Source organism: Peptostreptococcus sp. MV1, from assembly GCF_000758885.1.
Taxonomy (GTDB): Bacteria; Bacillota; Clostridia; order Peptostreptococcales; family Peptostreptococcaceae; genus Peptostreptococcus.
In genome coordinates this window covers 1-25494 of the sequence record NZ_JRNB01000024.1, presented here as the reverse complement: position 1 = coordinate 25494, position 25494 = coordinate 1, and the positions used below count along the sequence as shown (strand labels likewise).

The window sequence follows — 25494 nt, the reverse complement described above, 5'->3', positions numbered from 1 at the left end:
TTAATAGATTTTATTGATTTAAATTATCACCAACGTTATTTGACATAGAACCAAACATACAAAAAGGACCACAGATAAATCCCAATCACCAACCAAAAAGCCTAGCCTTTAGTTGACAGCAAATACGGATACCTATGGTCCTTTTAATATTCTTATTTAAAAACCTCGTCATGCAGATAGTTGTACAATTCTGGATAAACCTCATAATAGGCTGTATTATCTCCACAAGTGACCTTGATAAAGTCCTTGCCCATAGTCTGGATAGAAATCTTTACACCTGATTTTTCCATCTTTATTGTATAGTTGTCCTTTGACTTCTTAAATTCCTTGTCTGGCTGAATCTTTCCTACCTCCCTCTTATAGAGAATCTTGTAGATAAGATCGTCCTTCTTCCATGGCCATACAGACTTTGACTCATTTCCGTGATACAAAGTTATAGACCCAACATTTTCCTTATTGGTAATAAAGTCAAGAGATGTATATATCAGTTTCCTATAATCTGACTCAAATTCTTCCTTCATAGATACAGGCACCTTGTAGTTTTCTACTATCTTACCACTCGTAATTACAAAATAGTTAAAGTCCGTCTTGAAATAAAGGTCGTTGTCACTATAGCCCTTATTATTGGACTTAAAATCACCACTGATATTTCTCACCTTGACAAATACTTCTGCCTTCCTCTTGAACTGTTCTAGGGTTTCACCACTAATCCTTATATTCTCAGTTTCATCGTCTGATATATATATTTTCTTAGCTTCCTTGAACCTAACCAAAAGAGATTTTTTAGCTTCTTCAGCTTTTTTAGCTTCCATAGCCTTTTGAGTCTTGGACTTTTCACCACCAGTATCAACATTCATTATATCCATAGTCTGACCCTTGTCTATCTTGGTCCTAACAAACTTAAAGGTAATTCCGTATATCATCATAAATACCAATATAATCACAACTACTCTAACTATTATATTCAATTTAAGAAACCTTACAGCAATCCAGTTAAATATTATACTAATCCACTTAAATAGTTTTTTTATCAGCTTCCACATCTACTTAACCGTCTCCTTTAGCTTACTTCCTATTGTATTTGATAAAAGGGCAAATTCATCAAGGCTAAGGGTCTCACCCCTCCTCTTTTCATCTATACCTGCTTCAAGTAGGGCCTCCTTAACGCCATCCTTAGATAGGGTACCCATGCTAGAAATTGAATTCAGTAGAGTCTTTCTCCTCTGCCCAAAAGCTGCCTTGACCACCCTGAAAAACAAGGCCTCATCATCTACCTTGTACTTTCTCTCTGGCCTGACCCTCAGGGCTATAACTATAGAATCTACATTAGGCTGGGGTACAAATAGATGTCTAGGCACCTTGGCTACTATTTCTGTATCACAGTAGTATTGAACAGCAACTGACAGGGCACCGAAGTCCTTGCCCCCTGGTTGGGCGTTCATCCTCTCTGCCACTTCCTTTTGAACCATGACCACTATATCAGTCACATTTATATCTTCCTCTAAAAACCTCATGATTATAGGAGTAGTGATATAGTAAGGAAGGTTGGCTACTAGCTTGACAGGACCACCATCCAGGTTCTCATCTATAAGACCTCTTATATCTGCCTTTATTATATCCTCGTTTACTATCTTTACATTCTTGTAGTCTCCTAGGGTGTCTGCCAAAATCGGTATCAGGTTCCTGTCTATCTCCACAGCCATCAACTTATCAGCCCTTGATGCCAATTCTCTGGTCAAGGTACCTATACCCGGCCCAACCTCGATTATCTTGTCACCAGGTCCAGCACCAGCCCCATCAACTATCTTGTCTATTATATTATCATCTATCAAAAAGTTCTGCCCCAAGGACTTTGTAAATTTAAAGCCATGCTTCTTTACAAGGTCCATGGTTGCACTATGAGATGATAGTCTCTTATTCATGCTCCTGTCTCCCTTCTGCATAATCCTTCAAGGCCTGGTCAAATTCCTGCCTTGTAACCCCATAATTATTGAGCCTATTCAAAAACTGCTTGGAATTACCATAGCCTATACCTAGCAACCTGCCTATCTTGTCCCTCTTATGGGATGACTTGTCACTACCTATCAGGCCATTTTTCACTAGGTCCACATTAGAAAACTCTTTTCTATCTGCCTTTATTTCAGTCCTGACCTTGGCTAGGGCTGCTAGGATACTCTCCGGGCTGGCATTTTCTATGCCAATATCACCATCCTTGCTAGCTTCTTCCCTTGGCAGGAAGGCGTGCTTGCAACCCTCTACCTCATTGGCTATCTTCTTCCTTATCTTTTCTCCTGCAAAGTCTGGGTCGGTAAATATAATTACCCCCCTCCTAGCCTGGGCAGCCTTTATCCTATCCATAACTCCCTTAGGAAAACCAAATCCACCTGTGGCTATTAGTTCACAGTCTAGGGCCCTCTTGACAGCCCTGATATCATCCCTACCTTCTACTACTATCACTTCTTTTATCATTAGTCATCTTCTCCCCTAATTATAGCCCTTGCCGCCTCACTCAATAGGTTTGAATAGTAGCAAAGCATCAATACATCAAACAGCTTGTTTTCCGAATTCATTATCTTATTTTCCTTCAAATCAAGCATTATTGGTCCCATTACTTCAATTAGCTTGTCATTCATAATCTTCTTTTGATCTACAAATAGGCTGTAGGCCTCTTCTACGTCTGAGTCTGTCACCAAGTCCCTTATCTCAGACATAGTAATACCCCTCTTCAATAGGCAGGTAATCACTATCATAAGGATGTGTTCCTTGGTATACTTCTTCTTAACTGCTGGTTTTATGACACCACTCTTGGCATAGTTATTTATCATAGTTTTAGTCAAGGCCTGCTCCCCTTCATTGTAGGGGAAGTGCTTGTTAAACAGGGTCAAGACCTGGTCCATATAGAGGTCTATCTCAGGTATATCCTCCAACCTCATATCTCCCTTTTGAGTCAAACCCTCAATTATATCTTCTATTCTATACATCTTATCACCACTTCTATAATATAAATCATCTTGTGCTTAATCTCTTATCAATTTTTTTATGCAGAATATATTATACCACGTATTTCAAAAAATTTGTAAAGCAATAAGCATAAATAAAGAAAAAAACACTTGAAAATTTATGTCATACAGTCTATAATATTCTTATACATAGTTCTTGATACTACATAAGATTTGATTCGGGGTGAATAATATGAATACATTAAAATTAAGAGAGCCAATCAGCTCTATCACACACCTAATAGGAGGCTGTCTATCAATACTGGCCCTAGTCTTATTGATACTAAAGCAGGTCCTTGGGCCATCTATAAACTACAGCCTATTTGTTTCAACGATTATATTTGGATCGTCAATGATACTCCTATACTTCACCAGTGGCATCTACCATGCCATCAGTGCAAAAAAAGAAAAATTTGTCTTGTATATGAGAAAGCTAGACCATTCCATGATATACGTCTTGATTGCAGGGTCCTACTCGCCATTTTGCCTATATGTCCTTCCAAAGAGGACCGGCATACCTGTATTTGTAATACTTTGGGTAATAGCCCTAGTCGGAATCTTGATGAAAATACTCTGGATAAATATGCCTAGAATCCTATCATCCGCCCTATACATAGGCATGGGTTGGGTTGCAATCTTTGTCATTAAGGACCTATATATCAACCTAGTTGGGCCTGCATTTTTCCTACTAGTGCTTGGCGGAGTCCTATACACGATTGGCGGTATTATATACGCTATTAAGAAGCCAAATATTAGAAATTGGAACTTCCACGATATATTCCATATATTTATAATGCTTGGCTCACTAGCCCACTTTTTGCTAGTATTCTTGTTTTTGATATAGTTTTGAAATGTATAAGGAGACTGTCAACCCAACAAATGGAAACAGCCTCCTTTTATAGTATTATATATCCGTATATCAACTTATTTTTATCGTCTATGCATCCACATATTAACCTATCTCTCCTTGCTCATCTCCCTGGACCTGTCTACACAGGCCAACTGCCCCTTGATTACGGCATTTCTAAGTCCATTCTCCTCTAGAACTTCTACTGCCCTAATTGTAGTTCCTCCTGGTGAACAAACCATATCCTTCAAGACACCCGGATGTAGGCCCGTCTCCATAACCATCTTGGCAGACCCATATACTGCCTGGGCAGCAAACTGGTAGGCCTGGTCCCTTGGCATACCAGATAAAACTGCTGCATCTGCCATAGCTTCTATAAGCATAAATACATAGGCTGGTGATGACCCACTCACCCCTATAACAGCATCCATCATAGACTCATCTATAAGCTGGGTCTTTCCTATACACTTAAAAATCTTATCCACTTCCACTAGGTCATCATATGTAATTTGTTTATTCTTTACCAGGGCTGACATGGCCTGACCAACCATGGCCGGTGTATTTGGCATGACCCTGACTATCTTCTTATCACTACCAACAATATCTTCAAGGTGATCTAGGGTAAGACCTGCTGCCACTGAAACTAGTATCTTACCGTCCAGAAGACCTACTATCTCCTTTAAAAGCCCTCCCACCTGGTAGGGCTTGACTGCCAGGATAATTATATCTGCAAAATCAACCACTTCTCTAGCATCCAGGCTAGTACCTATCCCATATTGACTGGCTATCCTATCAAGTGTCTCTTGACTACGAGCGACAGCCCTTATATCTTCGCTAGTTATTAGGCCTGACTTGAGGATTCCACCTATCATGGCGGACCCCATATTGCCTGCCCCTATAAAACCTAATTTCATATATTCCTCCTATGTAAGTAGCTACAGTTCAATAATTTTATATTAGCAATAAATTATTAGTAGCCCATTTGATAGATCCTATATCCTAGACCAGGACCTAGATTTATCATTTCGTAGCTTTTTTCATCTACCCCATTTTCTATGACTATAACTTCCTTAAACTTATAGTCTACCTCTACCATATAGGCCTTATCTATAGTATTAAGTCCAACCTCAAATTTGCGTTCATCAGGCTTTATCGACAATAGCTTGGCCGAAATAATATTCTCTATATAGCCATCCTCTACATCATGTTTACTTTTGAATAACTTAGAATAACCATCCCTATAGTCTGGTAACCTAAGGCCTTCTTGCCTCTTGTCTCTGGCGTTCTGCAATTCTACAAATTTCCTTATTATACCTTTGTCTCCCAACTTATCTAGCTCAGCAGCCTCCTTGTCATGGACCATCTTGGTCTTTACCCAGTCCTTATATTCAATCTTAAGCAGGTCTTCTAAAGTCTTGCCATCGAAAGAGTTCGTATTTCCATAAAAATCCTTGTAGGCTCCCACAAGCTTGTCTCCAGAAAATACTGCCACTAGATAGGACTCTTCTGCCTTAGGTCTCTTTTGACTCTCTTTATTCAGTCTATACCTTTCAAAACTCAAATCCTGTCCTCGATATGGGGCCAACCCATCTTTAAAGTCTGTATTTTTTAATAGATCATTTACATAGGCAAGGTAAAGGTTAAACCTATCGCCATATGTAGGCTCTTCTAGTTTATTTGGAAGCTTAACATCCACATGACTAATCCTATACTTGATATAGTCACCCTTGTCCTTTACATATTTGTCCAGGTCTTTTGACAATGGTCCTTTATCATGGCTATCCATCATAGTATATATAATATAATCTAAATCTTCATATCTTAGCTTATATATGCTACCCTTTTTATTGACTAATAATAAATCTCTTCCTAAAGCATTTTCTAATACAAAGTCTACCTGGTCTCCTGACTTACTCTTAAAGCTGATACTTGACTTTGGTTCAACATTCCCCTTGATTGTAGTATTTTTATAATATCCATGCTTATTCTCCTTAATGTCCTTTATATAGCTGTCTATCATCGCTTTTTCAGGACTTAACTTCAATCTATTGACAATATCTTCCTTCTGAGAAAGAGCTTCTTTATAGATTTCATCTCCCTTAAGGTCTTTTTTGCCAACACCCATAAATATATCCGCAAAGGCTAATACTTGGCTCTTACTTTTAATATCAAGGGTCCTTTCCAAGACAAGTATATCGTTCTTTTTTGAATCATGTCCGCCAATCCAGTCATCAAGTGTAATCTTGATAGATTCGATATCCTTGATACCAACTAAGTCTTCCAGGGCCTTTAGGTTTTGCCTATTTTCCTTATCAGCTTCCTGACTTTGACCGACCTGATTAAACATATCATCCTTGGAGCTCTGACTTTGACAAGCGACCTGTGATAAGCCCAAAGACAATAAAAGTACTGAAATAGCCAGTTTTTTAGATAGATTCATCTTCATCATACTACCTCCTACATAAAATACTATTATCGCCGTTCATTTATATCATATATCAATTACTATTTTTATTATATCATGTATAAATAATTTTAGAAATATATATTTTTTAAAAACATTATTGAAAATAAATAAAATTTCATCTATCTTCTAAAATAGGAGAGTTGGAATTTATCCATACTCTCTTTAGAACTAATAGCTTAAAAATTTCCGTATATTTAATTATCAATATATAACTCATATATAAATTGTATAGCCGATTATTCATTGTAATATAACCTTTTGTATTGTTCTGAGTGTCTTAATAAATTTTCATGATTTCCCTTATCTACGACTTTACCATCATTTAAGACGTAAATATTATCTATATCCTTGATTGTAGATAATCTATGAGCAATTATAACTACAATTTTATTGTTCAAATATCCTTTTAAATTTTTTATTACATCGCTTTGTGATATGTTATCTAGTGCTGATGTAGCTTCATCCAAAACAATAATATCACTATCATTAAGTATTGTCCTAGCAATTGCAATTCTCTGTTTTTGCCCTCCAGATATTTTAACTCCCCTTTCACCAATTTTTGTATTTATGTCCTCTTTTAAACTTGATATATATTTGCTTAGACCTACCTTATCACAGATCAACCGTAAGTGTTCATCACTTACCTTTTTCCCTAGACAAATATTTTCTTTAATTGTTGCATCAAATATTATACAGTCTTGCGTTACTATAGATATGTGTTTTCTTAGAGAGTTTAAATTTACGTTTTTTATATTATTTCCATCGATAAGTATATTTCCTGAGTCAACATCCCAAAGTCTATAAAGCAAACTTATAATTGTTGATTTTCCACATCCACTATTTCCAACTAAAGCACATATACTGCCTTTACTAAAAACTAGATTAAGATTTTTTAAAATATATGCATCTTTTCTTTCACAGCTGGTGTAACTAAAACTAACATTACTGAACTCAATTTTTTCTATATTGCCTTTATTTAATATTATAGAACCTTTAATTTCTGTTATTTCGCTTTTTTCATCTAATAGACTATACACTCTATCTACAGATACTTTTGCTTGCTGAATTCTATTATTTGCATTTACAATACTCATGCATGGTCCTAACAGCATCGCACTATAACTCTGAAATGCCAGCAAAGTTCCTAATGTCAAATTTCCACTTATAATCTTATATCCGCCATATCCATATAATATCATTGTTATTGCTGAATTTATAGCTATTGCTACAGAAATATTACCACTATATAACATATCTGTCTTAATATTTTTATATATCATTTTACGTTCTCTTTTTATATAATCTGAGATAAAAAATTTTCTAGATTTCGATATAACTACACTCATAATGTTTAGCACATATTCTTGTACAACATTAGTAATTTCTCCATACTCATTTCTTATTTTTGATATATTTGCATGTATTTTCTTCGTAAAAATTCTCTGCAATAAGAATAATAATAGTTGTAAAAATACAACCAACAGAAATAAGTCTAACTGTAGGCGAATCATAAAATATAATGCTGCTATGGCTGTAAAAGAATCTTTCACTAAAGAGAAAACTAACTCTGCATCCAGTCGTTCTATTGCATCTATATCCGACTGTATAATAGAAAGTACATTCCCTGTTTTTTTATTTGTGTAATAATTTCCCGATAAATCAGATATATTTTTTAGTATCTTAAGCCTAATTTTTATTGCAATAGAGTTTCTCATCAGCGAATAAATATAATTAAGTATAAACTCAATCAAAATTGACATTAGTTGGATCAGAAAATATATTACAACAAACCTTAACAATATATTTATATCTTTCTCCATAATACCCTTATCAATTATTTTCTTTAGTAAGAGTGGAAGATACAAATCAAATAATGTAACTAATATCACAAATATCGCAGATACAAATATTTTCTTTTTATTTTTTTACACACATATTTTAAGAATTTTTTAATGTTATTATTATTTTTTTTCATCACTTATTATTTTCCCATCACTTATGGTAATAAGCCTATCTGCCTGCTTTGCTATATTTTCATCATGAGTTATCATAAGTAGGGTCTGGTTTAGGTCTTTTACGGTAGACCTAAGCAGGCTCATTACCTCTTCAGTAGTCTTGCTATCAAGGTTTCCTGTAGGCTCATCTGCAAATATTATAGCTGGCTTGTTGGATAGAGCCCTTGCAATTGCCACCCTTTGCTGCTGGCCTCCCGATAACTCATTAGGAAACTTCTTAAGTTGGTCTTCTAGGCCAACCTTTTTTACTATAGCCATAATATATTCCTTGTCTTCCTTCTTTCCATCTAGCTGGATTGGTAGGATTATATTATCATAAATATTAAGGACTGGTATTAGGTTAAAGCTTTGGAATATAAATCCAAATTCTTGTCTCCTAATTTTTGACAACTCATCATCATTTAAGGCGTATATATCTCTTTGGTCAAGAAATACGCTACCCTCAGTTGGCTTGTCTAGGCCAGCCATGCAATGAAGCAGGGTACTTTTTCCTGAACCACTAGTTCCTATTATGGCAGTGAATTTTCCATTTTCAATTTCTAGGCTTATGCCATCTACTGCCTTTACTAGACTTTCCTTTTTTCCATAGTATTTTTTTAAAGAACTAACTGTCAATATACTCATAACAATCTCCCTTTTCATTTATAAATCTTTATTCCACATTCTTTTCAATGAAATATACGTAAACACTCTAATATTTATTGCACCTACAATTATAACCAATATAGCAATTATCAAAAGCATCTTAAAACCGCTATCTATATTTTTATCTAAAAGTGTATCTGCATATTCTTTAACGATCATACTCCTATCATTTAAAGATAGAATCATGAATAAAATAGATGAACATATATAGTTCAAAAAATTCTCAATAAACATAAAACCACGTATTTTCTTTAACGATAAGCCGATAAAATGTAGTAGCCTTAATTCATTTTCTCTCTTTTTAATATTTATAAACAAGTTTATAGATGATATTGATAATGTTAGAAATATCACAAAAATAGCTATCATATTTTTCAACTTTATACCATTATCAATATTTTCGAAGTCAGATTTCCTTTCATCTAAATAACTTATAAAACTCATTCCTGGGCGATTTGATTTTTTATAAATCTCTTCAAAATATACTCGTTTTTGACCATCTGTAAGATTTGACTTGAATTTTACTTTTACATCTCTATAAATATTCGTTTTAGTTATTCTATTTAGATTATCAATGTGCATAACCGGTATTATGCTCAAGTCACCAGCGTAATATTCTGATACTATTGGTGGTTTTTCTACCATGGCGACTATTTTAAATTTACCAATATAAAAACATTTGTCAATTTTATTGGCACCAAAATAGCTTTCATCAGAACTACCCTCTTGAGGTATGTACAAATCAACATACTCTCCAACTTTATAGTTTACTTTAAATTTTTTATCAGTTTCTAGTTTTGGAATATATAAAATAATAGAATTTTTTTTCATATTATTTTGTGTTATTTCTCCTTGAATTGTGTACCTTTGCATTTCATTTATGTAGGTATTGTCGACACCTAAAATTTCACTTTTCAAAAAAGTATTTCCACCATCTCTAAAGTAAACACCTTTTAATACGCTTCTATAATACCCTGAAATTTTTGACACTTCTTCAAAATATTTTTTATCATACTCAATCTTAGGATCTAATTTAACTAAACCATATGAGTATCTACTTCCTTTTATCTGTTCTATATCTCTATTTGAGCTTATAGAGTCATATATGCTAGGTTCAATCCCTTCGTTGGTGTTAATTCTACCGTTAATATTGATATCGAAATCATAATCATTACCTTCAAATTTTTTATACTGTTGATATACGACTTTATTTAAATAATTTGTGTAATTCGTCTTAAATATATATGATGCTGAAACTGATATAATAATTATAATCAGTAAAATTTTTAATCAAATCTCTTTGATAGTATTTCCAGAATACATTGTATCTACTTTTTAGATTTATATATCTAATATTGCTTATTTTAAACATTCTCTTTTCTTTGCTGTTTGTTTCTTTTATAATATCAATTGGTGGTGTAGATAAGATATTTCTAGCATAGAACAACTCTATTAGGAATATTAATGTAACAAAACAAATGTACATTATTACAATTGTAGCTATATCTATTAGAGAAATTCTAACAGATTTAAATAATAATGAATTTATCAATTCTGATATGATATAGGATACAATAATTGTAACACCAACGTAAATAGTACTTAATTTTTTATAAGTATTACAATAATCTTTTTTCAAAGATATAATATCTCCTCCTATTATCCTTTTTGTTCCTATAATATATTTTTCCTCTCTGTTGTAAATAACATTTAATACAAATATAGACAATGATAATATTATCATGGAGAATATTGCAAACATAAATCTATCCTTAATGTTAAGATAATTTTTCTTCGCATTTATAAGGGGTACATTGTAGTCAATTTTATATTTTTTATCTAATTTAGTAATATATTCCTTTTCGACATGGATATCTTTTAATACTGCAGAAAAAAATGTTCTCTCACCAATATTTATATGGTTTTTTATTCTGTAAACTATATCACTGTCATTTATGTACATTTTATTATTAACAGTACCAGACACAATATATATCTCAGAATTTTTATCCGTATCTAGTTTTATTTTGTCTCCGACTTTAACATTTAAATACTTTGCTAACCCCTCACTTATTATTATATTACCGTCTTTTACTATACTGCTATCATAACTATATGACATCATCTGAAAGTAATTTTTGTCAATATCCATTAGTTCGACACCATATACTTTCTTCCCATTGATAAACTTATATTCTATTTCCGGATAGTAATTATAGACAGTATATTTAGATATATCTTTATAAACTAAATTATTTAGCTCTTTGATGTTCCTTATCGTCAAATCTTGCTTACCATAGTTATTTTCTGCAATAGATATTTCATTTAATTTGAATTTTAAAGATAATAAAAGGACAATTGTTGTTAAAAAAATAATTGCAACAATCGTGAGTTTCATCATTTTTTCTTTATTCATTATTTTTCACTCCAATACAATCAACCAATATTATTTTTAATCATACTCTCTTATTTATTGTAGACTTTGATGCAATGTACGTTGAAACTATAGAAACTGCTGTAAACAATACAAATATCTGCACCACGTGCCTTACAGGTACTCCATTCTCAATCATTTTCGTAAACTTTGCTTCCTTCAGTACTTTATTAACATTTGATATCTTATACATATATACACTTGAAGCTACAATTGATGAAATTATTGATGATAATACTCCATAAAAAATACCTTCTATGTATATATTTTCCCTTAACTGAACTCTGCTCATACCAATGCACAATAAATCGTGTATTTCTTTTTTTCTTATAATCAAATTACTTTTAATTATAAATATGGTATTTATAAAAACAATAAGTATCGCTGTTAAGCTATACATTATCCTTAATTTTTCATCAATTTTCAACTGCAGGCCTAAATATTTAATCTCTTCACCTTTGCCTCCTATGGACAATGCTTCATTTTCTGAAATAATTTTTTTCAAATCTCTTTCAAGATTCATAATTTCATTATTGTTAGTGGTAATAAATAACGAATTGTTATTATATATATTTGTTATTCTTCTATAATCCATTTCATTGATTATAACTTGCGCTCCATTTAAACCAACATTACCATCCTGTCCACCCGCATATTCAGTATTCATTATTCCAGATACTTCTACATCCAATACTCTATATTCTTTTGTACCTTTATTATCCACAGGCATTTTTATTTTAAGTGTATCTCCAACGCTAACTTTATTTAAAATTTTTCTATCTACTGATGATATTTTTTTCGAGTAAAGATTATTAACAATAAGCACTCTTGGTTTTTTATTGCCGCTCAATTCATATATATTACTGCCTTTATCTATAAACCTATTTCTTTTTTTTAGCATATTCTTATTGTATGCTCTTATCATTATTGGATACTCTATCGAATTAATCCCAACTTCTTCTTTATATTGCTCAGATACCTTTTTTTCATAATCTAACAAAAAAGCATCCATCGTCATACTACAATATTCAACACATTTTACATAACTTGATGCCTTAACTTTTTCTACAATATCAGTACTTATATTAAAGTAAAGTGGATCAGTACCTTTAATACTTCCATCAATTTTTTTATCAATATTACCATAACTCATCGACCATATACCACCACTCCTCCCTGCATACATACTTTTCTTAACCACATCTGCCGAAGCAAAATTCAAAATGAACACAAGACCGACAGCAGTCATTGTCAATATTGATATAATAGTTTTAGTTCTATCTGCCCATATATTTGATAGAGCCAATTTTACAATTATATTATTCTCTATCATATTTATCTTAAATTTCCATTTTTTCTGATTTTTTATATTTTCATATTTCATTAGCTCTATCACTTTATTTTTGAGCAACTTATAAACCAGTACAATATTCGATAAATATACAGCAAAAACCGCTATAAGAATAGATATTCCTATATTTGTATAACTAATTGTCAGCACAGGATTGTCATACATAAAACTTATGTAGCTATAAGAAATCAAAATACTCAAAAAAACACCTATAAGTGCACCTATGACTACAAAAAAAGATGCATATATAAATAACATTTCCATTAACTGTTTTTTGGTCATCCCTAGTGACCTAAAAGTTGCAAGTTCTCTTCTCATATCTGATAATATTATATCGAAAATATTGTAAATCACTATAATAGATATGAGAACTATTAGTATTGTATTTCTGATGTTTTCTACATTTAGTTCAGAGCTTTGCTTCAGTAATTTTATTGAAGATACCTCACTGTTTTCATGTATATTCTCCCACCCCAAATTCAATTTATTTTGTAGATGCTGTGAGTATTTTTCAGCATTTTTTCCCTTTAGAAATGCACATCCATCGTACTTTTTGTCAAAAAATCTTGTTTGTAGTGAATCTTCATCGAAAATAAATGCTCTGTATTTTATACCTCCAATGGAGTCCGTCAGAGATTCATAGTATTTACCTGTCTTTTTTAATATACCTACTATTTTAAATTTCTTATCTTTCGATTTAATATGATTTTCATCGTTTTTGTTATAATTTACCGAATGTAATAAATTAACATACTTCCCAATAGGGTCTTTGATACCAAGTTGATTTATAAATTTATCTTCTAAAATAATTTCGTTATCATTTTGCGGCACTCTGCCTATCATACTATATTTTAAGCAATCAATAACATACGGTTTGTTAAATACATAAATACTTGTCTTTAATCCAGTTGATCTATCTATCAAATCCCCATCACAAACTTCAGTATAGAATAGATTATTTATTTCCTTATCAGAACTCAAAACATTGATATTATTTTTTGTTAGTCCTAGCATTTCTATATCATAACTCCCATACATAGACCTTGCTTCTTCAATTTGAGAATCATAAATAGAGTCCCTCGTTATGCTTGTAAACAAAAATAACACAATTGCAATAATTACAATTGACATCAATACAAATGTTTTCCCGTAATTACGAGTGAAATAGTTAAATGATAGTTTAAACATATATAACTCCTTTAATGAATTGTAAACGGTTGTGTAATATTTAGCGTTGGTAAGAGAAAAAATTCCCTCCCAACGCTAATTTTAACCTTTAGTTATTAATATTCTACCTTATACCAAAGAACCTCTTGGCATTTTCCTTAGTTACCTGACACACCTCTTCGTAGCTGATTCCTCTTTCAAGGGCTATCTTTTCAGCTACAAACCTGACCATGGATGGATCATTTCTCTTACCCCTATTTGGCACTGGTGCCATATAAGGAGAGTCTGTCTCTATAAACATCCACTCTAAAGGTATATTTTTGGCTACATCTACGGTCTTCCTGTTGTTCTTGAAGGTTACTGTCCCGGGAATTGATATATAGCAGCCCATCTTTATATACTCCTTGGCCAACTCAATTTCACCACTATAGCAGTGAAGTACACAGCCAGTTTCTGGAGCCTTGTATTTTTTGATTATCTCAAATGTATCTCCATGGGCATCCCTATCATGAACTATAAAGGGTAGGCCTAATTCATTGGCCAACTGGATCTGCCTGATAAACCATTTTTTCTGCAGGTCCTTAGGCGACAGGTCATAGTAGTAGTCCAGGCCTATTTCACCAATGGCTACCACCTTGTCATTTTCCTTGGCCCATTTCTTTAGGGTCTCTATATCATCTTCAGTCATATATTCTACATCATGTGGATGTACCCCAACTGCTGCATATATGAAGTCATGTTTTTTTGCCAGGTCTATGGCTGTCTTGGATGTCTCCATGTCTGCACCCGGATTGACTACCAGGTCCACATCATTTTCTCTTAAATAGGCTATTAGCTGGTCCCTATCTTCATCAAACCTCTCATCATTTAAATGAGCATGTGAATCAAACAGCATTTATCTCACCTCTGCCCCATCTTTTGCACCAATAGCTTCTGGTATTACCAGGTCATCACCATCATCACCAGCTGCTAGTATCATACCCTGAGATTCTACACCTCTTAGCTTGACTGGCTTTAGGTTGCATACTACCACTATGCTCTTGCCAACCATGTCTTCTGGCTTGTACCACTGGGCTATACCTGATACTATCTGTCTCATCTCTGAGCCTATCTTTATCTGTGATACTAGTAGCTTGTCTGCCTTTGGATGCTTTTCGCATTTTACAACCTTACCTACTCTTAGCTCCACCTTATCAAAGTCGTCTATAGTGATTTCTTCCTTGTGGTCTAGCTTTACTTCCTGGTCTACTATCTTTTCAGCGAACATTTCTTCTAATGACTTGATTTCTTCTTCAACGTCTAGCCTTGGGAATAGGACCTCTCCCTTGTGGACCTTAGTTCCCTCTGGTATTAGGCCAAATGTATCTGCACTAGCCCAGTCATATAGGTCTTCCCTGCCTGCTATACCCAACTGGTCAAATATCTTCCTAGCTGTTTCTGGTAGCAATGAAGATATAAATGTTGATATCAACCTGATAGATTCACATAGGTTGTATAGGACATGGTTTAACTGGTCCTTGTTGGCCTCATCCTTGGATAGGGCCCAAGGCATTGTTTCGTCTATGTACTTATTAGTCCTCCTAACCAACTTCCATACTGATTCTAGGGCATCGTGGAACATCAATTCATTCATCTGTCTTTCGAAGTCAAGCCTTACTTCCTTGTATGTCTTTATTAGGTCTGCGTCGAAGTCAGTTCCTACTTCATTTTTAACTAGGATACCTTCATTGTATTTTTCAACCATTGATACAGTTCTACTCACTAGGTTACCTAGGTCATTGGCTAGGTCTGAATTTATCCTGTTTATAAAGTTTCTATGAGTATATGAACCGTCCTGACCAAATGAGAATTCTCTTAGTAGGAAATACTTAAGGGCATCTACACCGTACCTGTCTACCATCTGACCTGGATATACTATATTACCCTTGGATTTTGACATCTTGTCATCGGCAAATAGGATCCATCCGTGACCGAATACCCTCTTTGGAAGTGGCAGGTCTAGGGCCATTAGTAGGGCTGGCCATATGATTGTATGGAATCTCACTATTTCCTTGGCAACTAGGTGGACATCTGCTGGCCAATACTTCTTGTAGTTTGTATCATCTTCTCCCTCATAACCTAGGGCTGTAATATAGTTGCATAGGGCATCTACCCATACGTATATTACGTGTTTTTCATCGAAAGGTACCTTGATACCCCAGTCAAATGAAGTCCTAGTTACTGATAGGTCTTCTAGACCTGGATCTAGGAAGTTCTTAATCATTTCATTTTTCCTGCTCTCAGGCATTACAAAGTCTGTATTTTCAAATAGGTCCCTAATCCTGTCCTGGTACTTTGATAGCCTGAAGAAGTATGACTCTTCCTTTACTACCTTAGTCTCTCTACCACAGTCTGGACACTTGTTGCCTTCTAGCATCTGTGATTCTGTCCAGAAGCTCTCACATGGTACACAGTAGTGGCCTTCATATGAGCCCTTGTAGATATCTCCTTTTTCGTATAGCTTTGTGAATATTTTTTGAATGGCCTGTTCATGCCTATGTTCAGTAGTTCTGATAAAGTCGTCATTTGATATTTCTAGCTTTTTCCATAGCTTCTTGATATCTGCAATCTGCTCATCAAGGAATTCTATTTCACTCTTGCCCGCTTCGTGGGCCTTTTTCTGTATTTTTTCTCCATGTTCATCTGTACCAGTCAAAAACCTTACATCATAGCCTGAGAACCTCTTGAACCTAGCTATGGCATCTGCTGCTATAGTAGTATAGGCATGACCTATGTGTAATTTACCACTTGGATAATATATTGGTGTTGTTACATAAAATGTTGGTTTGCTTGTCATAATTAACCTCCTCAAAGTATAAAAAGTAAAAAAATCGCCTCCTATGCTATGCATAGGGGCGAATATTAGTCACGGTACCACCCTATTTACTGACCTGGGGACATGTATTTCCTCTATATGAAGGTCTTACTTGTCCTAGCTAAAAATATTATTTATCTGCTAGTATCTTAACAATAGTTTAGACTCCCTGTCAGTATCTCTTAGATCTAACGCATCCATACGCAATCCCTAACTAATCTAGCTCAGGATTGAGGCTCTGAGGCCATCTTCACCACCCTTGCATTATCGGTTTTCAGCCACCACCGACTCTCTACAAATACTCCAGTAGCTACTCTTCTCTTCACAGCCAAAAATTTTATTAACTTGATTGTACAACAATGATTCAAAAAAGTCAATTACTTATAGGATTGATTTTGCCTGGACTGGTGTAGACAGGATAACAGACGTTCTTGTCCTACCGAAGTCCTTCAATATATCTATCACATTCTCTAGTTCATCCATACTCTCAACAATAACCTTAATTAGGGAACTGTCATCACCAGTGATATGATGACATTCAACTATTCTTGGGTCATTCTTTACTGCATCAATAAAGGCATCATAGGCCGTACCTGGAAGTGATACGTTTATAAAGGCCTTGATAGCCCTACCCATAGAATCTGGATTGATGATAGCCTTGTAACCAGATATGATTTTGGCCTCTTCCAATCTTTTTACTCTCTCTGATACTGCCGGTGATGTCAAACCTACTGCTATACCTAGGTCTTTCATAGAAATTCTACCATTTTCCTGAAGTATCTCTATTATCTTTGCATCCGTCGAATCCATTCTTTCTTCATAAGATTTTTTTGTCATAATCTCCACCCACTTTACATAACATATACTACTTTTTTCTCTTAGAAGCAACCATATCTTGCTTCATCTTCCATAGACCTTCAGACAAGTCCACCTTGTATATATGAGGATTTTTTATTCTCTTGTGCTGGTCCCATAAACTAGCCAATTCTTGCCTTGTATATTCAGTCACTTCCTGGACAGTCTTCATTTCCCTGACACATTCACCGTCTATAAATAGTGGTGACAAGACTTCCCTCAAGCTAAACTTTTCGAATAGCTTAGTCTTCCATGTATAGACAGGGTCAAATATTTCCAAAGGCTTTGACTCATCTATTACTTCATCCTTCAACATAATAAGGTCTGCCTCTGCCTTGCCATTTTCATTGTATATTCTCACAACCTTTTTGAAGCCTGGATTGTTTATTTTTTCTGGATTTTCAGAAATTTTAATCTTTGGAACTAGGACTCCTTCAGAGTTAGTGGCTGCTGCAAGCTTGTAGACTCCTCCCAATGATGGGTAATCATAGGATGTAATCATCTTTGTTCCAACGCCCCAAGAATCTATCTTGGCCCCTTCCTGCTTCAATGATGTAATTGTATACTCATCAAGGTCATTTGATGCTGTTATCTTGACATTTTCAAAACCTGCTTCATCAAGTATTCTTCTGACCTCTCTTGACAGGTATGTCAAGTCTCCTGAATCCAGCCTTACACCCAATGGCTCATGCCCCTTGGCCCTCAACTCATTGAAGACTGTAATAGCATTCTTTATACCACTATTTAATACATCATAAGTATCAATCAGAAGTAGACAACTATCAGGATATATATCTGCATAGGCCCTAAATGCCTCTAATTCCGTATCAAATTTCTGCACCCAACTGTGGGCATGTGTGCCAGAAATTGGAACATTAAACATCTTGCCAGTCAATACATTTGATGTACCCTTGCATCCACCTATAACTGCTGCCTTGGCTCCATATAAACCTGCCTGAGGACCTTGAGCCCTTCTCAAACCAAATTCCAGAACTGGATCGCCCATGGCTGCATTACATACCCTAGATGCCTTGGTTGCGATCAAAGACATAAAATTCACAATAGAAAGCATAGCCGTCTCAATTAATTGAGCCTGATAAAGCGGTGCCTTGACCACTAGTACTGGCTCGTCAGGGAACATCACTGTACCATCCTCGACAGCATATATATCTCCTGTGAATTTAAAGTCTCTTAAGAAACTCAAAAAATCTTCATCGAATAAATTCAGGCTCCTCAGGTATTCTAGGTCAGAATCTTCATAGTGAAGCTTCTTGATATAATTTACCACTTCCTCAATACCACAAATAATCGTATAACCACCCTCACATACATTTTTTCTAAAAAAAATGTCAAATACAGCAGTATTATTGTGCATGCCTTTCTTGTAGTATCCATTCATCATCGTCAACTGATACAGGTCAGTCAACATTGTTAAGTTGTTAGTCATTTTCTTCTCCTTTTAGCCTAAAGTAATCTATACTTTATAATCTAAAGTTAGTTTGTACACTTATATTTTATCATAAATAAGATTAAAAAGCTATTTAAATTTCAATAATTTAATTTTTACCAAATTTATCCTTAAATTCATAATTTTACAGCTATGAAAATGTATTCTTTTTTTAAGAAATATTGTCTATTAATTTTTTATCCATTGCGAATTTATGCTCATTTTTATATAAAAAAATAAGGTTTTGCATATTTTTTTAATTTTTTAAAGCATATGAAAAACCCTATATATTTACTTATCTATAGGTCCAGTACTTCCTTGTATACTAGGTCCTTTTTTAATTTTCTATCTTTGGCTACCTTCTTGATAGCATCCTTCTTTGATAGGCCCTCTTCCATGAGTTTGATGACATAGGCCCTCTCGTCTAAACCATCATAGCTATCTTCCTTATCAGGTCCAGTCTCATTTGACCCATCCACTATTAGTATATACTCACCCCTAGGGTCATTTTCATCATAATAGGCCCTTATCTGGCTTATTTCTGACCTCATATATTCCTCATGCTTCTTGGTCAACTCTCTACATACGGCTATTTTTCTGTCACCTAGAATGGCTTCCATAACCTTGAGTGTATCCTTGAGCCTATGTGGTGATTCGTATATAATAAGGGTCCTCTGCTCGTACTTGATTTCTTCTAACCTCTTCTTCTTATTTTTCCTATCCCTATCCAAAAAACCTTCAAAGGCAAACTTCCAACTAGGCAGGCCCGAACCCACTAAGGCAACTACAAAGGCCGACGCCCCTGGTAGGACCTCTAGGTCTATACCCTGCTCTACACAAAGGGCTACTAAATCTTGACCAGGGTCAGATATACCCGGCATACCAGCATCACTGACTAGGGCAATATTAGTACCTTCCAAGAGTTTTTCTACTAGGATAGGCCCCTTTGTCTGCTTGTTGTGCTCATGGTAGCTGGTAAGGGGTTTATTTATTTCAAAGTGATTTAATAACTTTATCGTGTGTCTAGTATCCTCTGCAGCAATTAGGTCTACCTCATTTAGGACCCTTAGTGTCCTGTATGTTATATCTTCTAGGTTGCCTATTGGTGTTGGGCACACAAATAATTTACCTGCCATCTTATACTTCCTTTCATATAGGTAGATCTATACCTAGTAACTTTATCAGCTTTTGACCTATTTATAGTGCCATTTTTGTCTATAATAACACTATTTCTAAAAGTATAGCCTATCCCTCCAGGCTCTGGTTGGAGTATATGGCCTTGACCTCGTCCGTATAAGTACCATCCTCATTATATACATATAGGGGGCTTAGGACCTTTATCTCGGGCTTAGCACACTTTACATATTCTATCAAGACCATCTTGGGTGCAGATGATACCCTGGAATGTACAAACCTAATTTGCTTGGCTTCTAGCTTGTAATTTCTGGCTATTGCCAGGATATCCACTAGCCTGTTGGGCCTATTCACCATAAAAAATTTGCCATTTGGCTTTACTAGGTCAGATGCTACCCTTATTACGTCTTCAATATCACACTTGAGCCCATGTCTAGATATGGCCTTTTTGTCATTTTCGTTTATAAGCCCATTTGAATGCATATAGGGAGGGTTGGATATTACTAGGTCCATTTGAGCCTTGCCCAAGACAGCTACTGCATCCTTCAAGTCCATATTTAGGACTTCCACCCTATCTTCGAGCTGGTTTAGTTTTACAGACCTAGTGGCCATTTCTGCCACTTCATCCTGTATTTCAATACCTACAATCCTACTAGCTGATGACTTGCCAGCCAGCAAAATTGGTATTATTCCTGTTCCAGTTCCTAGGTCTACTACTTTGGCATTTTTCTTCACCTTGGTGAAATTTGCCAAGAGCACAGCATCTATACCAAAGCAGAAACCCTTGGTATTTTGTATGATTTTAAGTCCCTTGAGCTGGAGATCATCTATTCTCTCATTATCCAATAAATTTATATTCATCGTGTTTTCTCTTCCAATTACCTAAGTTTTTATTTTAAGTATCTCAGTTATATCAATTATTCCATCTTATTTTTCTCGATTGATTTTATTACTTTTCTCTTTCAAGCTTCTTCAATTCAGCCAAGGCTTCCTTGTCTAATTTTTCCTGGTTAGCTGCCTGGGCATTATCCTTTTTCGATGCCTTGATTATCTTGTAATCTCCCTCAGCAAGTACTCCTACTGTCTTGTCTTCATACTCAACCTTTATAGTCTCCAAAAGGTGGTTCACATCTGTTACCTTGGCCTTCCTATCAGTAAAGGTATCCTTTACCAACCAACCTACTGATGGCATCCTCTTGACTGCATCTGCGTAACCTTGTGCTTCATACTTTAGACAACAGAAAAGCCTACCACATACACCTGATATCTTGGCAGGATTTAGGGACAAGCCCTGTTCTTTAGCCATTTTAATAGATACAGGCATGAACTCACCTATCCATGTCGAACAGCATAGGGGCCTACCACATGGTCCTATTGCATTTAGTATCTTGGCCTCATCTCTAACTCCTATCTGTCTTAGCTCTATCCTTGTCTTGAATATTGCTGCTAGGTCCTTGACCAATTCCCTAAAGTCTATCCTGCCATCTGCAGTAAAATAGAAAATAAGCTTGTTCCTGTCAAATGTATATTCACAATCGATAAGGTACATCTCTAATTCATGATCCTTTATCTTTTCTTCGCAAATATCATAGGCTTCTTTTGTCTTTACCTTATTTTCCAAGTAAGTCTCTGCATCGTCATTGCTGGCTACCCTAATTATGGGTTTTAGGGGGCTAATTAGGTCCTCTTCTTTGACCATCCTGGGTCTGATTACTATCATACCGTATTCAAGACCCCTAGCCGTTTCTACTATTACATCATTACCTATATCCAATTTCAAGTCTCCTGGGTCGAAATAATATATTTTCCCAGCAGGCTTGAACCTTACTCCTACTATTTTTACCATTAATTTATCACCTCATATATATTTAAAGCCATGGCCTCAATTGTCGTTGCAAAGTGACAATTTGCCGCTAGCCTCGTCTGACTTCCATCCAAAATATCAATTACCTGTCCCAATTTTGATATACTAACCTCCCTAGCTAAGCGTCTCAGCAAGTCCAATCGGTCATAGTTTATAATCAAACTGGTATCTATACCCTCCTTCAAGAGTATAAGGTCTCTTATATAATACCTAAATAGATCTAAAAGATTAATATAATTCTTGACATAGGCCTTAAAATTTTCTCCCATCCTAGCCAATTCATACTTATTTTTTTCTATAAAAATAAGTTCTAAATACGATTCCAAATCCTGTCTCATATCCATCAGTTCTTGACTCTCACTTATATCAAGAGCCCTACTTGCACTTCCTCTTGAAAAAATAGTTGCCACCTGGGCCTGGTCATCACCTATACCCCTAGCAGACAAAATCCTTCTTATATCGCCACTAGCCAAGGGGGCAAACTTGATTTCCATGCACCTAGACCTGATAGTATCCAGAAGGGCCTGGTCATTTCTTGTTACAAGTATTATTATACCATAAGCTGAGGGTTCTTCTAAAGTTTTTAGAAGGGCATTTTGAGCCTGGACTGTCAATTTATCAGCATTATCTATAAGAAATATCTTGTAGTCGCCATGGGGCTTGATACTCATATCTGCTATCATGCTCCTGATTTGGTCTATCTTTATGCTACTCTCACCTTTTTTTGCCGATATACACCTGTAATCAGGACTGTTTTCTAGCCTGACTCCCAAAAGTTTCTCAGCAAAATCTTCGGCTATCAACCTCTTGCCAACGCCTTCAGGACCAGTGAACAAGTATGCATTTGTAATTGTACCTACCTCTAAGGCATTCTGTAAGCTTTTTTTGACCCTTTCCTGCCCTAGTATCCTTTCAAACATTGGCTTCACCATCCTTTCACAGACCTTTATAATACTTACTATCTAGACTCTATAGTACTTACTATTTTGACTCTATAGTACTTACTATTTTGACTCTATAATCGAAATAACCCTTGAATATATTTCCTCATGTATCTGGTCTACAGACCTCATCTTTCTATCCTCATTTATACAATTTACTATCTGCCACTGGTACTTGTCAGCTACAAACTTTGAATTTTCATATGTTTTTACCAAATAATCCGTATCACTTTCATGGATATCTTTTTGACTTTCATTGGTAAACTTATTCATCCTGTCCTTGATTAGGTCCTGGCTCACATCAACCGGCACGTCCAAGAAATATACCTCCCTAGGCCTAGGCAGTTTGTACAGACCATACTCATACTGGTCAAGCCAGTCTAAAAATTTGTCCCTCTGGCCTATATCATCCATCTTTGAGGCCTGGTGGACCATATTAGAAGTTGTATACCTATCTGCTATAACGATACCACCCTCCTTATAAAAGTCTTCCCATTCCGTCTTATAAGAGGCATACCTATCTGCTGCATAGAAGGTAGACGCTATATAGGCATCCACATCATCTGCCTTTTCCCCAAAATCACCCCTTAGATACATCTTGACTAGGGCTGATGAATCTGAGTCGTAGTTTGGGTAGGAAACCTTGATTACATTATAACCGTCGGCCTTTAACCTATCATATAGTAACTTGGTCTGCGTTGCCTTACCAGACCCATCTGTACCACTCTCTATTACAAAAATACTTCCTTGCATATCTTATCCTCACTAAATTCACTCTATTCCTTAACTAACTTAATAGTATTGAAGCTTTGACTTTCCAGACCATTTATATCTATCTTCAGCTTCCTGGCCTCAACTAGGAAGTCTATCAGTTCTTGGTCAATTACTTCTCCTGGAGCCAGTACTGCTATTCCCGGTGGATATGGTATCACAAACTCACCACTAATCCTGTTCAAGGCATCCTCAATTTTTATGTCTTCCTTGTCTGAATCAAAGGCCTTATCTAAACTCATCTTCCTAGGTGGTATACCTACAGGCAAGTCTATTTCTATTGCCTCGCTCCTATAAATGGACCCGATACTTCCCGTCTTACTCTGTTTCAGGACCTCTTGACTATCTTCATGGAAGTCAACCAAGGCACCAAACAACTTCTTTTCCAATATATCCTCCATAGCAAACAAGGTCTTGTCAAAATCAGACTTGGTATTTGCAATAGTAGCTAAAAATAATACCCCGTTATAATTAGCTAACTCCACCTGTATATTATACCTGTATCTCAATACTTTTGCAAAGTCATATCCATTTATACCCTTTTCAATAGTATTTACAAATATCTTAGTTGGATCACTTGTAGGAAATACCTTGTAGTCCTTCAAACCCCTCCTAAATATATATATATTATTTATCAAATTTTGCATCAATACCAAACCCTTCTTCTCATATATATCAAAACATATCTCTATGCTCATCATCATCATATAAGACGGACTGGAGGTCTCAACCATTGACAAGATACTAGACAACCTAGATTTATCAACTGTACTTTTTCTGTATATCATTATAGAGGTTTGAGTAATACTTGGCAAAGTTTTGTGTACGCTTTGAATTACCATATCAGCACCACTATATACAGCAGACTTTGGCAAGAGATGGCTTAGACCAAAATGGGCACCATGAGCTTCATCCACAATTACCATCATATTGTTCTCATGGGCAAAACTAACAAGCTCATCTATATCTTGACTCATGCCATAGTAGGTCGGTCTAGTTATAAACACTGCACTTGCATGTGGATTAGATTTAATAGCCTCTATATAGTCTTGATTACTAGCTCCCATCAATACATTATTTTCCTCATTTATTTGTTCAGCAACAAAAATTGGTTCTATCCTTCCCAACATGCAGGCATTGTAGGCGGATTGATGACAACCTCTATTTATAATAATACTAGTTCTAGACTTGCAAGCGGTCATGATCGCAGCTTCTATCCCACAGCTACTACCATTTACTAGGTATACAAGGTCTAAATTATCCTTATCATACTGATTCATACCAGCAAAAAGTATATTCTTTATATTTTCTTGGGATATCTTTATTATCCCCTTTGCATTATGAAGATTATCGGTACCCAATATTTCGGTTGTATCTAACTTATACAATTTATCCATATACTTATCATAACCCAACTTTTCAAAAATCCTACCATACTTATGACCAGGCATATGAAAAGAAATAAGTTCCGATTTGTGTATATAAGATAATTTATTATATATTGCCATATCCATAAAACCCACCTCCAAATTCGTTATATTGATAAACATTTATATAAACTATTATAGCCTTTAAGCTAGCTCTTTGTATATAGCTTAGCCAAATAAAGTGTCAATTGAGTACAAAAACGTACAAAAGTATAAAATCGTACAAAAAAAGACCCTAGTAAAAACTAGAGCCTAATCACGTGGCTACGTCCTATT

22 protein-coding genes, 1 pseudogene and 1 other annotated feature are annotated in these 25494 nt (G+C 35.2%); of the genes and pseudogenes, 1 reads left to right on the top strand and 22 read right to left on the bottom strand.

All coding sequences use genetic code 11. The features are described from left to right. Window positions 1-152 precede the first annotated feature (152 nt). From HMPREF1639_RS02320 to HMPREF1639_RS08905, 4 genes are read right to left on the bottom strand one after another with little or no spacing between them, the layout of a single operon-like run. On the bottom strand, window positions 153-1043 hold the full coding sequence (locus tag HMPREF1639_RS02320; RefSeq protein WP_198021043.1) for a hypothetical protein: 891 nt from the start codon (window positions 1041-1043) through the stop codon (window positions 153-155). After that, window positions 1044-1922, bottom strand: a complete 879-nt coding sequence (gene rsmA / locus HMPREF1639_RS02315; protein ID WP_036762857.1) for a 16S rRNA (adenine(1518)-N(6)/adenine(1519)-N(6))-dimethyltransferase RsmA — start codon at window positions 1920-1922, stop codon at window positions 1044-1046. Continuing rightward, on the bottom strand, window positions 1915-2469 hold the full coding sequence (gene rnmV / locus HMPREF1639_RS02310) for a ribonuclease M5 (RefSeq protein WP_036762856.1): 555 nt from the start codon (window positions 2467-2469) through the stop codon (window positions 1915-1917). Before rnmV ends, rsmA begins: the two co-directional genes overlap by 8 nt. Beyond that, the gene (locus tag HMPREF1639_RS08905) at window positions 2469-2981 is read right to left on the bottom strand and encodes a DUF1836 domain-containing protein (protein WP_052045382.1); all 513 of its coding nucleotides are present in this window, start codon (window positions 2979-2981) and stop codon (window positions 2469-2471) included. The genes rnmV and HMPREF1639_RS08905 overlap by 1 nt, the downstream gene beginning before the upstream one ends. 211 nt (window positions 2982-3192) lie before the next feature. On the opposite strand from HMPREF1639_RS08905, the gene trhA reads away from it, so the two are divergent. Further along, complete coding sequence (gene trhA / locus HMPREF1639_RS02300; protein WP_036762855.1) at window positions 3193-3843, top strand: PAQR family membrane homeostasis protein TrhA; 651 nt, start codon at window positions 3193-3195, stop codon at window positions 3841-3843. A 113-nt stretch (window positions 3844-3956) separates the two neighbouring features. Here the strand turns inward: trhA and proC are convergent, their stop codons facing one another. The 18 genes and pseudogenes from proC to HMPREF1639_RS02215 all read right to left on the bottom strand — a co-directional run bounded on the left by proC (window position 3957) and on the right by HMPREF1639_RS02215 (window position 25305). Next, the gene (proC, locus tag HMPREF1639_RS02295; RefSeq protein ID WP_036762853.1) at window positions 3957-4760 is read right to left on the bottom strand and encodes a pyrroline-5-carboxylate reductase; all 804 of its coding nucleotides are present in this window, start codon (window positions 4758-4760) and stop codon (window positions 3957-3959) included. A gap of 56 nt (window positions 4761-4816) precedes the next feature. Beyond that, window positions 4817-6295, bottom strand: coding sequence for a hypothetical protein (locus tag HMPREF1639_RS02290; protein WP_156955932.1), 1479 nt, complete (start codon window positions 6293-6295; stop codon window positions 4817-4819). Between the two features lie 254 nt (window positions 6296-6549). After that, window positions 6550-7407 (bottom strand): ABC transporter ATP-binding protein, encoded by an 858-nt coding sequence (locus tag HMPREF1639_RS09680; RefSeq protein WP_442956592.1) that lies wholly within the window; start codon window positions 7405-7407, stop codon window positions 6550-6552. A gap of 63 nt (window positions 7408-7470) precedes the next feature. Further along, window positions 7471-8163 (bottom strand): annotated as a pseudogene (locus tag HMPREF1639_RS09675) (ABC transporter transmembrane domain-containing protein); the annotation flags it as partial. A gap of 111 nt (window positions 8164-8274) precedes the next feature. Continuing rightward, complete coding sequence (locus HMPREF1639_RS02280) at window positions 8275-8952, bottom strand: ABC transporter ATP-binding protein (RefSeq protein WP_036762850.1); 678 nt, start codon at window positions 8950-8952, stop codon at window positions 8275-8277. Window positions 8953-8970: 18 nt separating this feature from the next. After that, window positions 8971-9963: a hypothetical protein gene (locus HMPREF1639_RS02275; protein ID WP_156955931.1), complete on the bottom strand. Its 993-nt coding sequence runs from the start codon at window positions 9961-9963 to the stop codon at window positions 8971-8973. 244 nt (window positions 9964-10207) lie between these two features. Further along, a complete protein-coding gene (locus HMPREF1639_RS02270) occupies window positions 10208-11389 on the bottom strand; it encodes a hypothetical protein (protein ID WP_036762846.1) in 1182 nt (393 codons plus the stop codon). A 40-nt stretch (window positions 11390-11429) separates the two neighbouring features. Then, window positions 11430-13946, bottom strand: a complete 2517-nt coding sequence (locus HMPREF1639_RS02265; protein WP_036762844.1) for an ABC transporter permease — start codon at window positions 13944-13946, stop codon at window positions 11430-11432. A 103-nt stretch (window positions 13947-14049) separates the two neighbouring features. Continuing rightward, entirely contained in the window at window positions 14050-14820 is a 771-nt protein-coding gene (locus tag HMPREF1639_RS02260) for a TatD family hydrolase (protein WP_036762842.1), read from the bottom strand. Further along, window positions 14821-16761 (bottom strand): methionine--tRNA ligase, encoded by a 1941-nt coding sequence (gene metG / locus HMPREF1639_RS02255; protein ID WP_036762839.1) that lies wholly within the window; start codon window positions 16759-16761, stop codon window positions 14821-14823. A gap of 51 nt (window positions 16762-16812) precedes the next feature. Next, window positions 16813-17114: a binding site (T-box leader), on the bottom strand. Window positions 17115-17160: 46 nt separating this feature from the next. Beyond that, a complete protein-coding gene (locus tag HMPREF1639_RS02250; RefSeq protein ID WP_036762858.1) occupies window positions 17161-17589 on the bottom strand; it encodes an Lrp/AsnC family transcriptional regulator in 429 nt (142 codons plus the stop codon). Window positions 17590-17644: 55 nt separating this feature from the next. Further along, window positions 17645-19081: a nicotinate phosphoribosyltransferase gene (locus HMPREF1639_RS02245; RefSeq protein WP_036762836.1), complete on the bottom strand. Its 1437-nt coding sequence runs from the start codon at window positions 19079-19081 to the stop codon at window positions 17645-17647. 299 nt (window positions 19082-19380) lie between these two features. Continuing rightward, window positions 19381-20217 (bottom strand): 16S rRNA (cytidine(1402)-2'-O)-methyltransferase, encoded by an 837-nt coding sequence (rsmI, locus tag HMPREF1639_RS02240; RefSeq protein ID WP_036762834.1) that lies wholly within the window; start codon window positions 20215-20217, stop codon window positions 19381-19383. A 109-nt stretch (window positions 20218-20326) separates the two neighbouring features. Beyond that, window positions 20327-21076, bottom strand: a complete 750-nt coding sequence (locus HMPREF1639_RS02235) for a tRNA1(Val) (adenine(37)-N6)-methyltransferase (protein WP_036762832.1) — start codon at window positions 21074-21076, stop codon at window positions 20327-20329. Between the two features lie 88 nt (window positions 21077-21164). Further along, window positions 21165-22061: a PSP1 domain-containing protein gene (locus HMPREF1639_RS02230; RefSeq protein ID WP_036762830.1), complete on the bottom strand. Its 897-nt coding sequence runs from the start codon at window positions 22059-22061 to the stop codon at window positions 21165-21167. After that, the gene (locus HMPREF1639_RS02225; RefSeq protein ID WP_036762829.1) at window positions 22061-22999 is read right to left on the bottom strand and encodes a DNA polymerase III subunit; all 939 of its coding nucleotides are present in this window, start codon (window positions 22997-22999) and stop codon (window positions 22061-22063) included. The genes HMPREF1639_RS02230 and HMPREF1639_RS02225 overlap by 1 nt, the downstream gene beginning before the upstream one ends. A gap of 84 nt (window positions 23000-23083) precedes the next feature. After that, the gene (locus HMPREF1639_RS02220; protein ID WP_036762827.1) at window positions 23084-23773 is read right to left on the bottom strand and encodes a dTMP kinase; all 690 of its coding nucleotides are present in this window, start codon (window positions 23771-23773) and stop codon (window positions 23084-23086) included. A 23-nt stretch (window positions 23774-23796) separates the two neighbouring features. Continuing rightward, on the bottom strand, window positions 23797-25305 hold the full coding sequence (locus HMPREF1639_RS02215) for an aminotransferase class I/II-fold pyridoxal phosphate-dependent enzyme (RefSeq protein WP_036762826.1): 1509 nt from the start codon (window positions 25303-25305) through the stop codon (window positions 23797-23799). Between the last annotated feature and the right edge of the window lie 189 nt (window positions 25306-25494).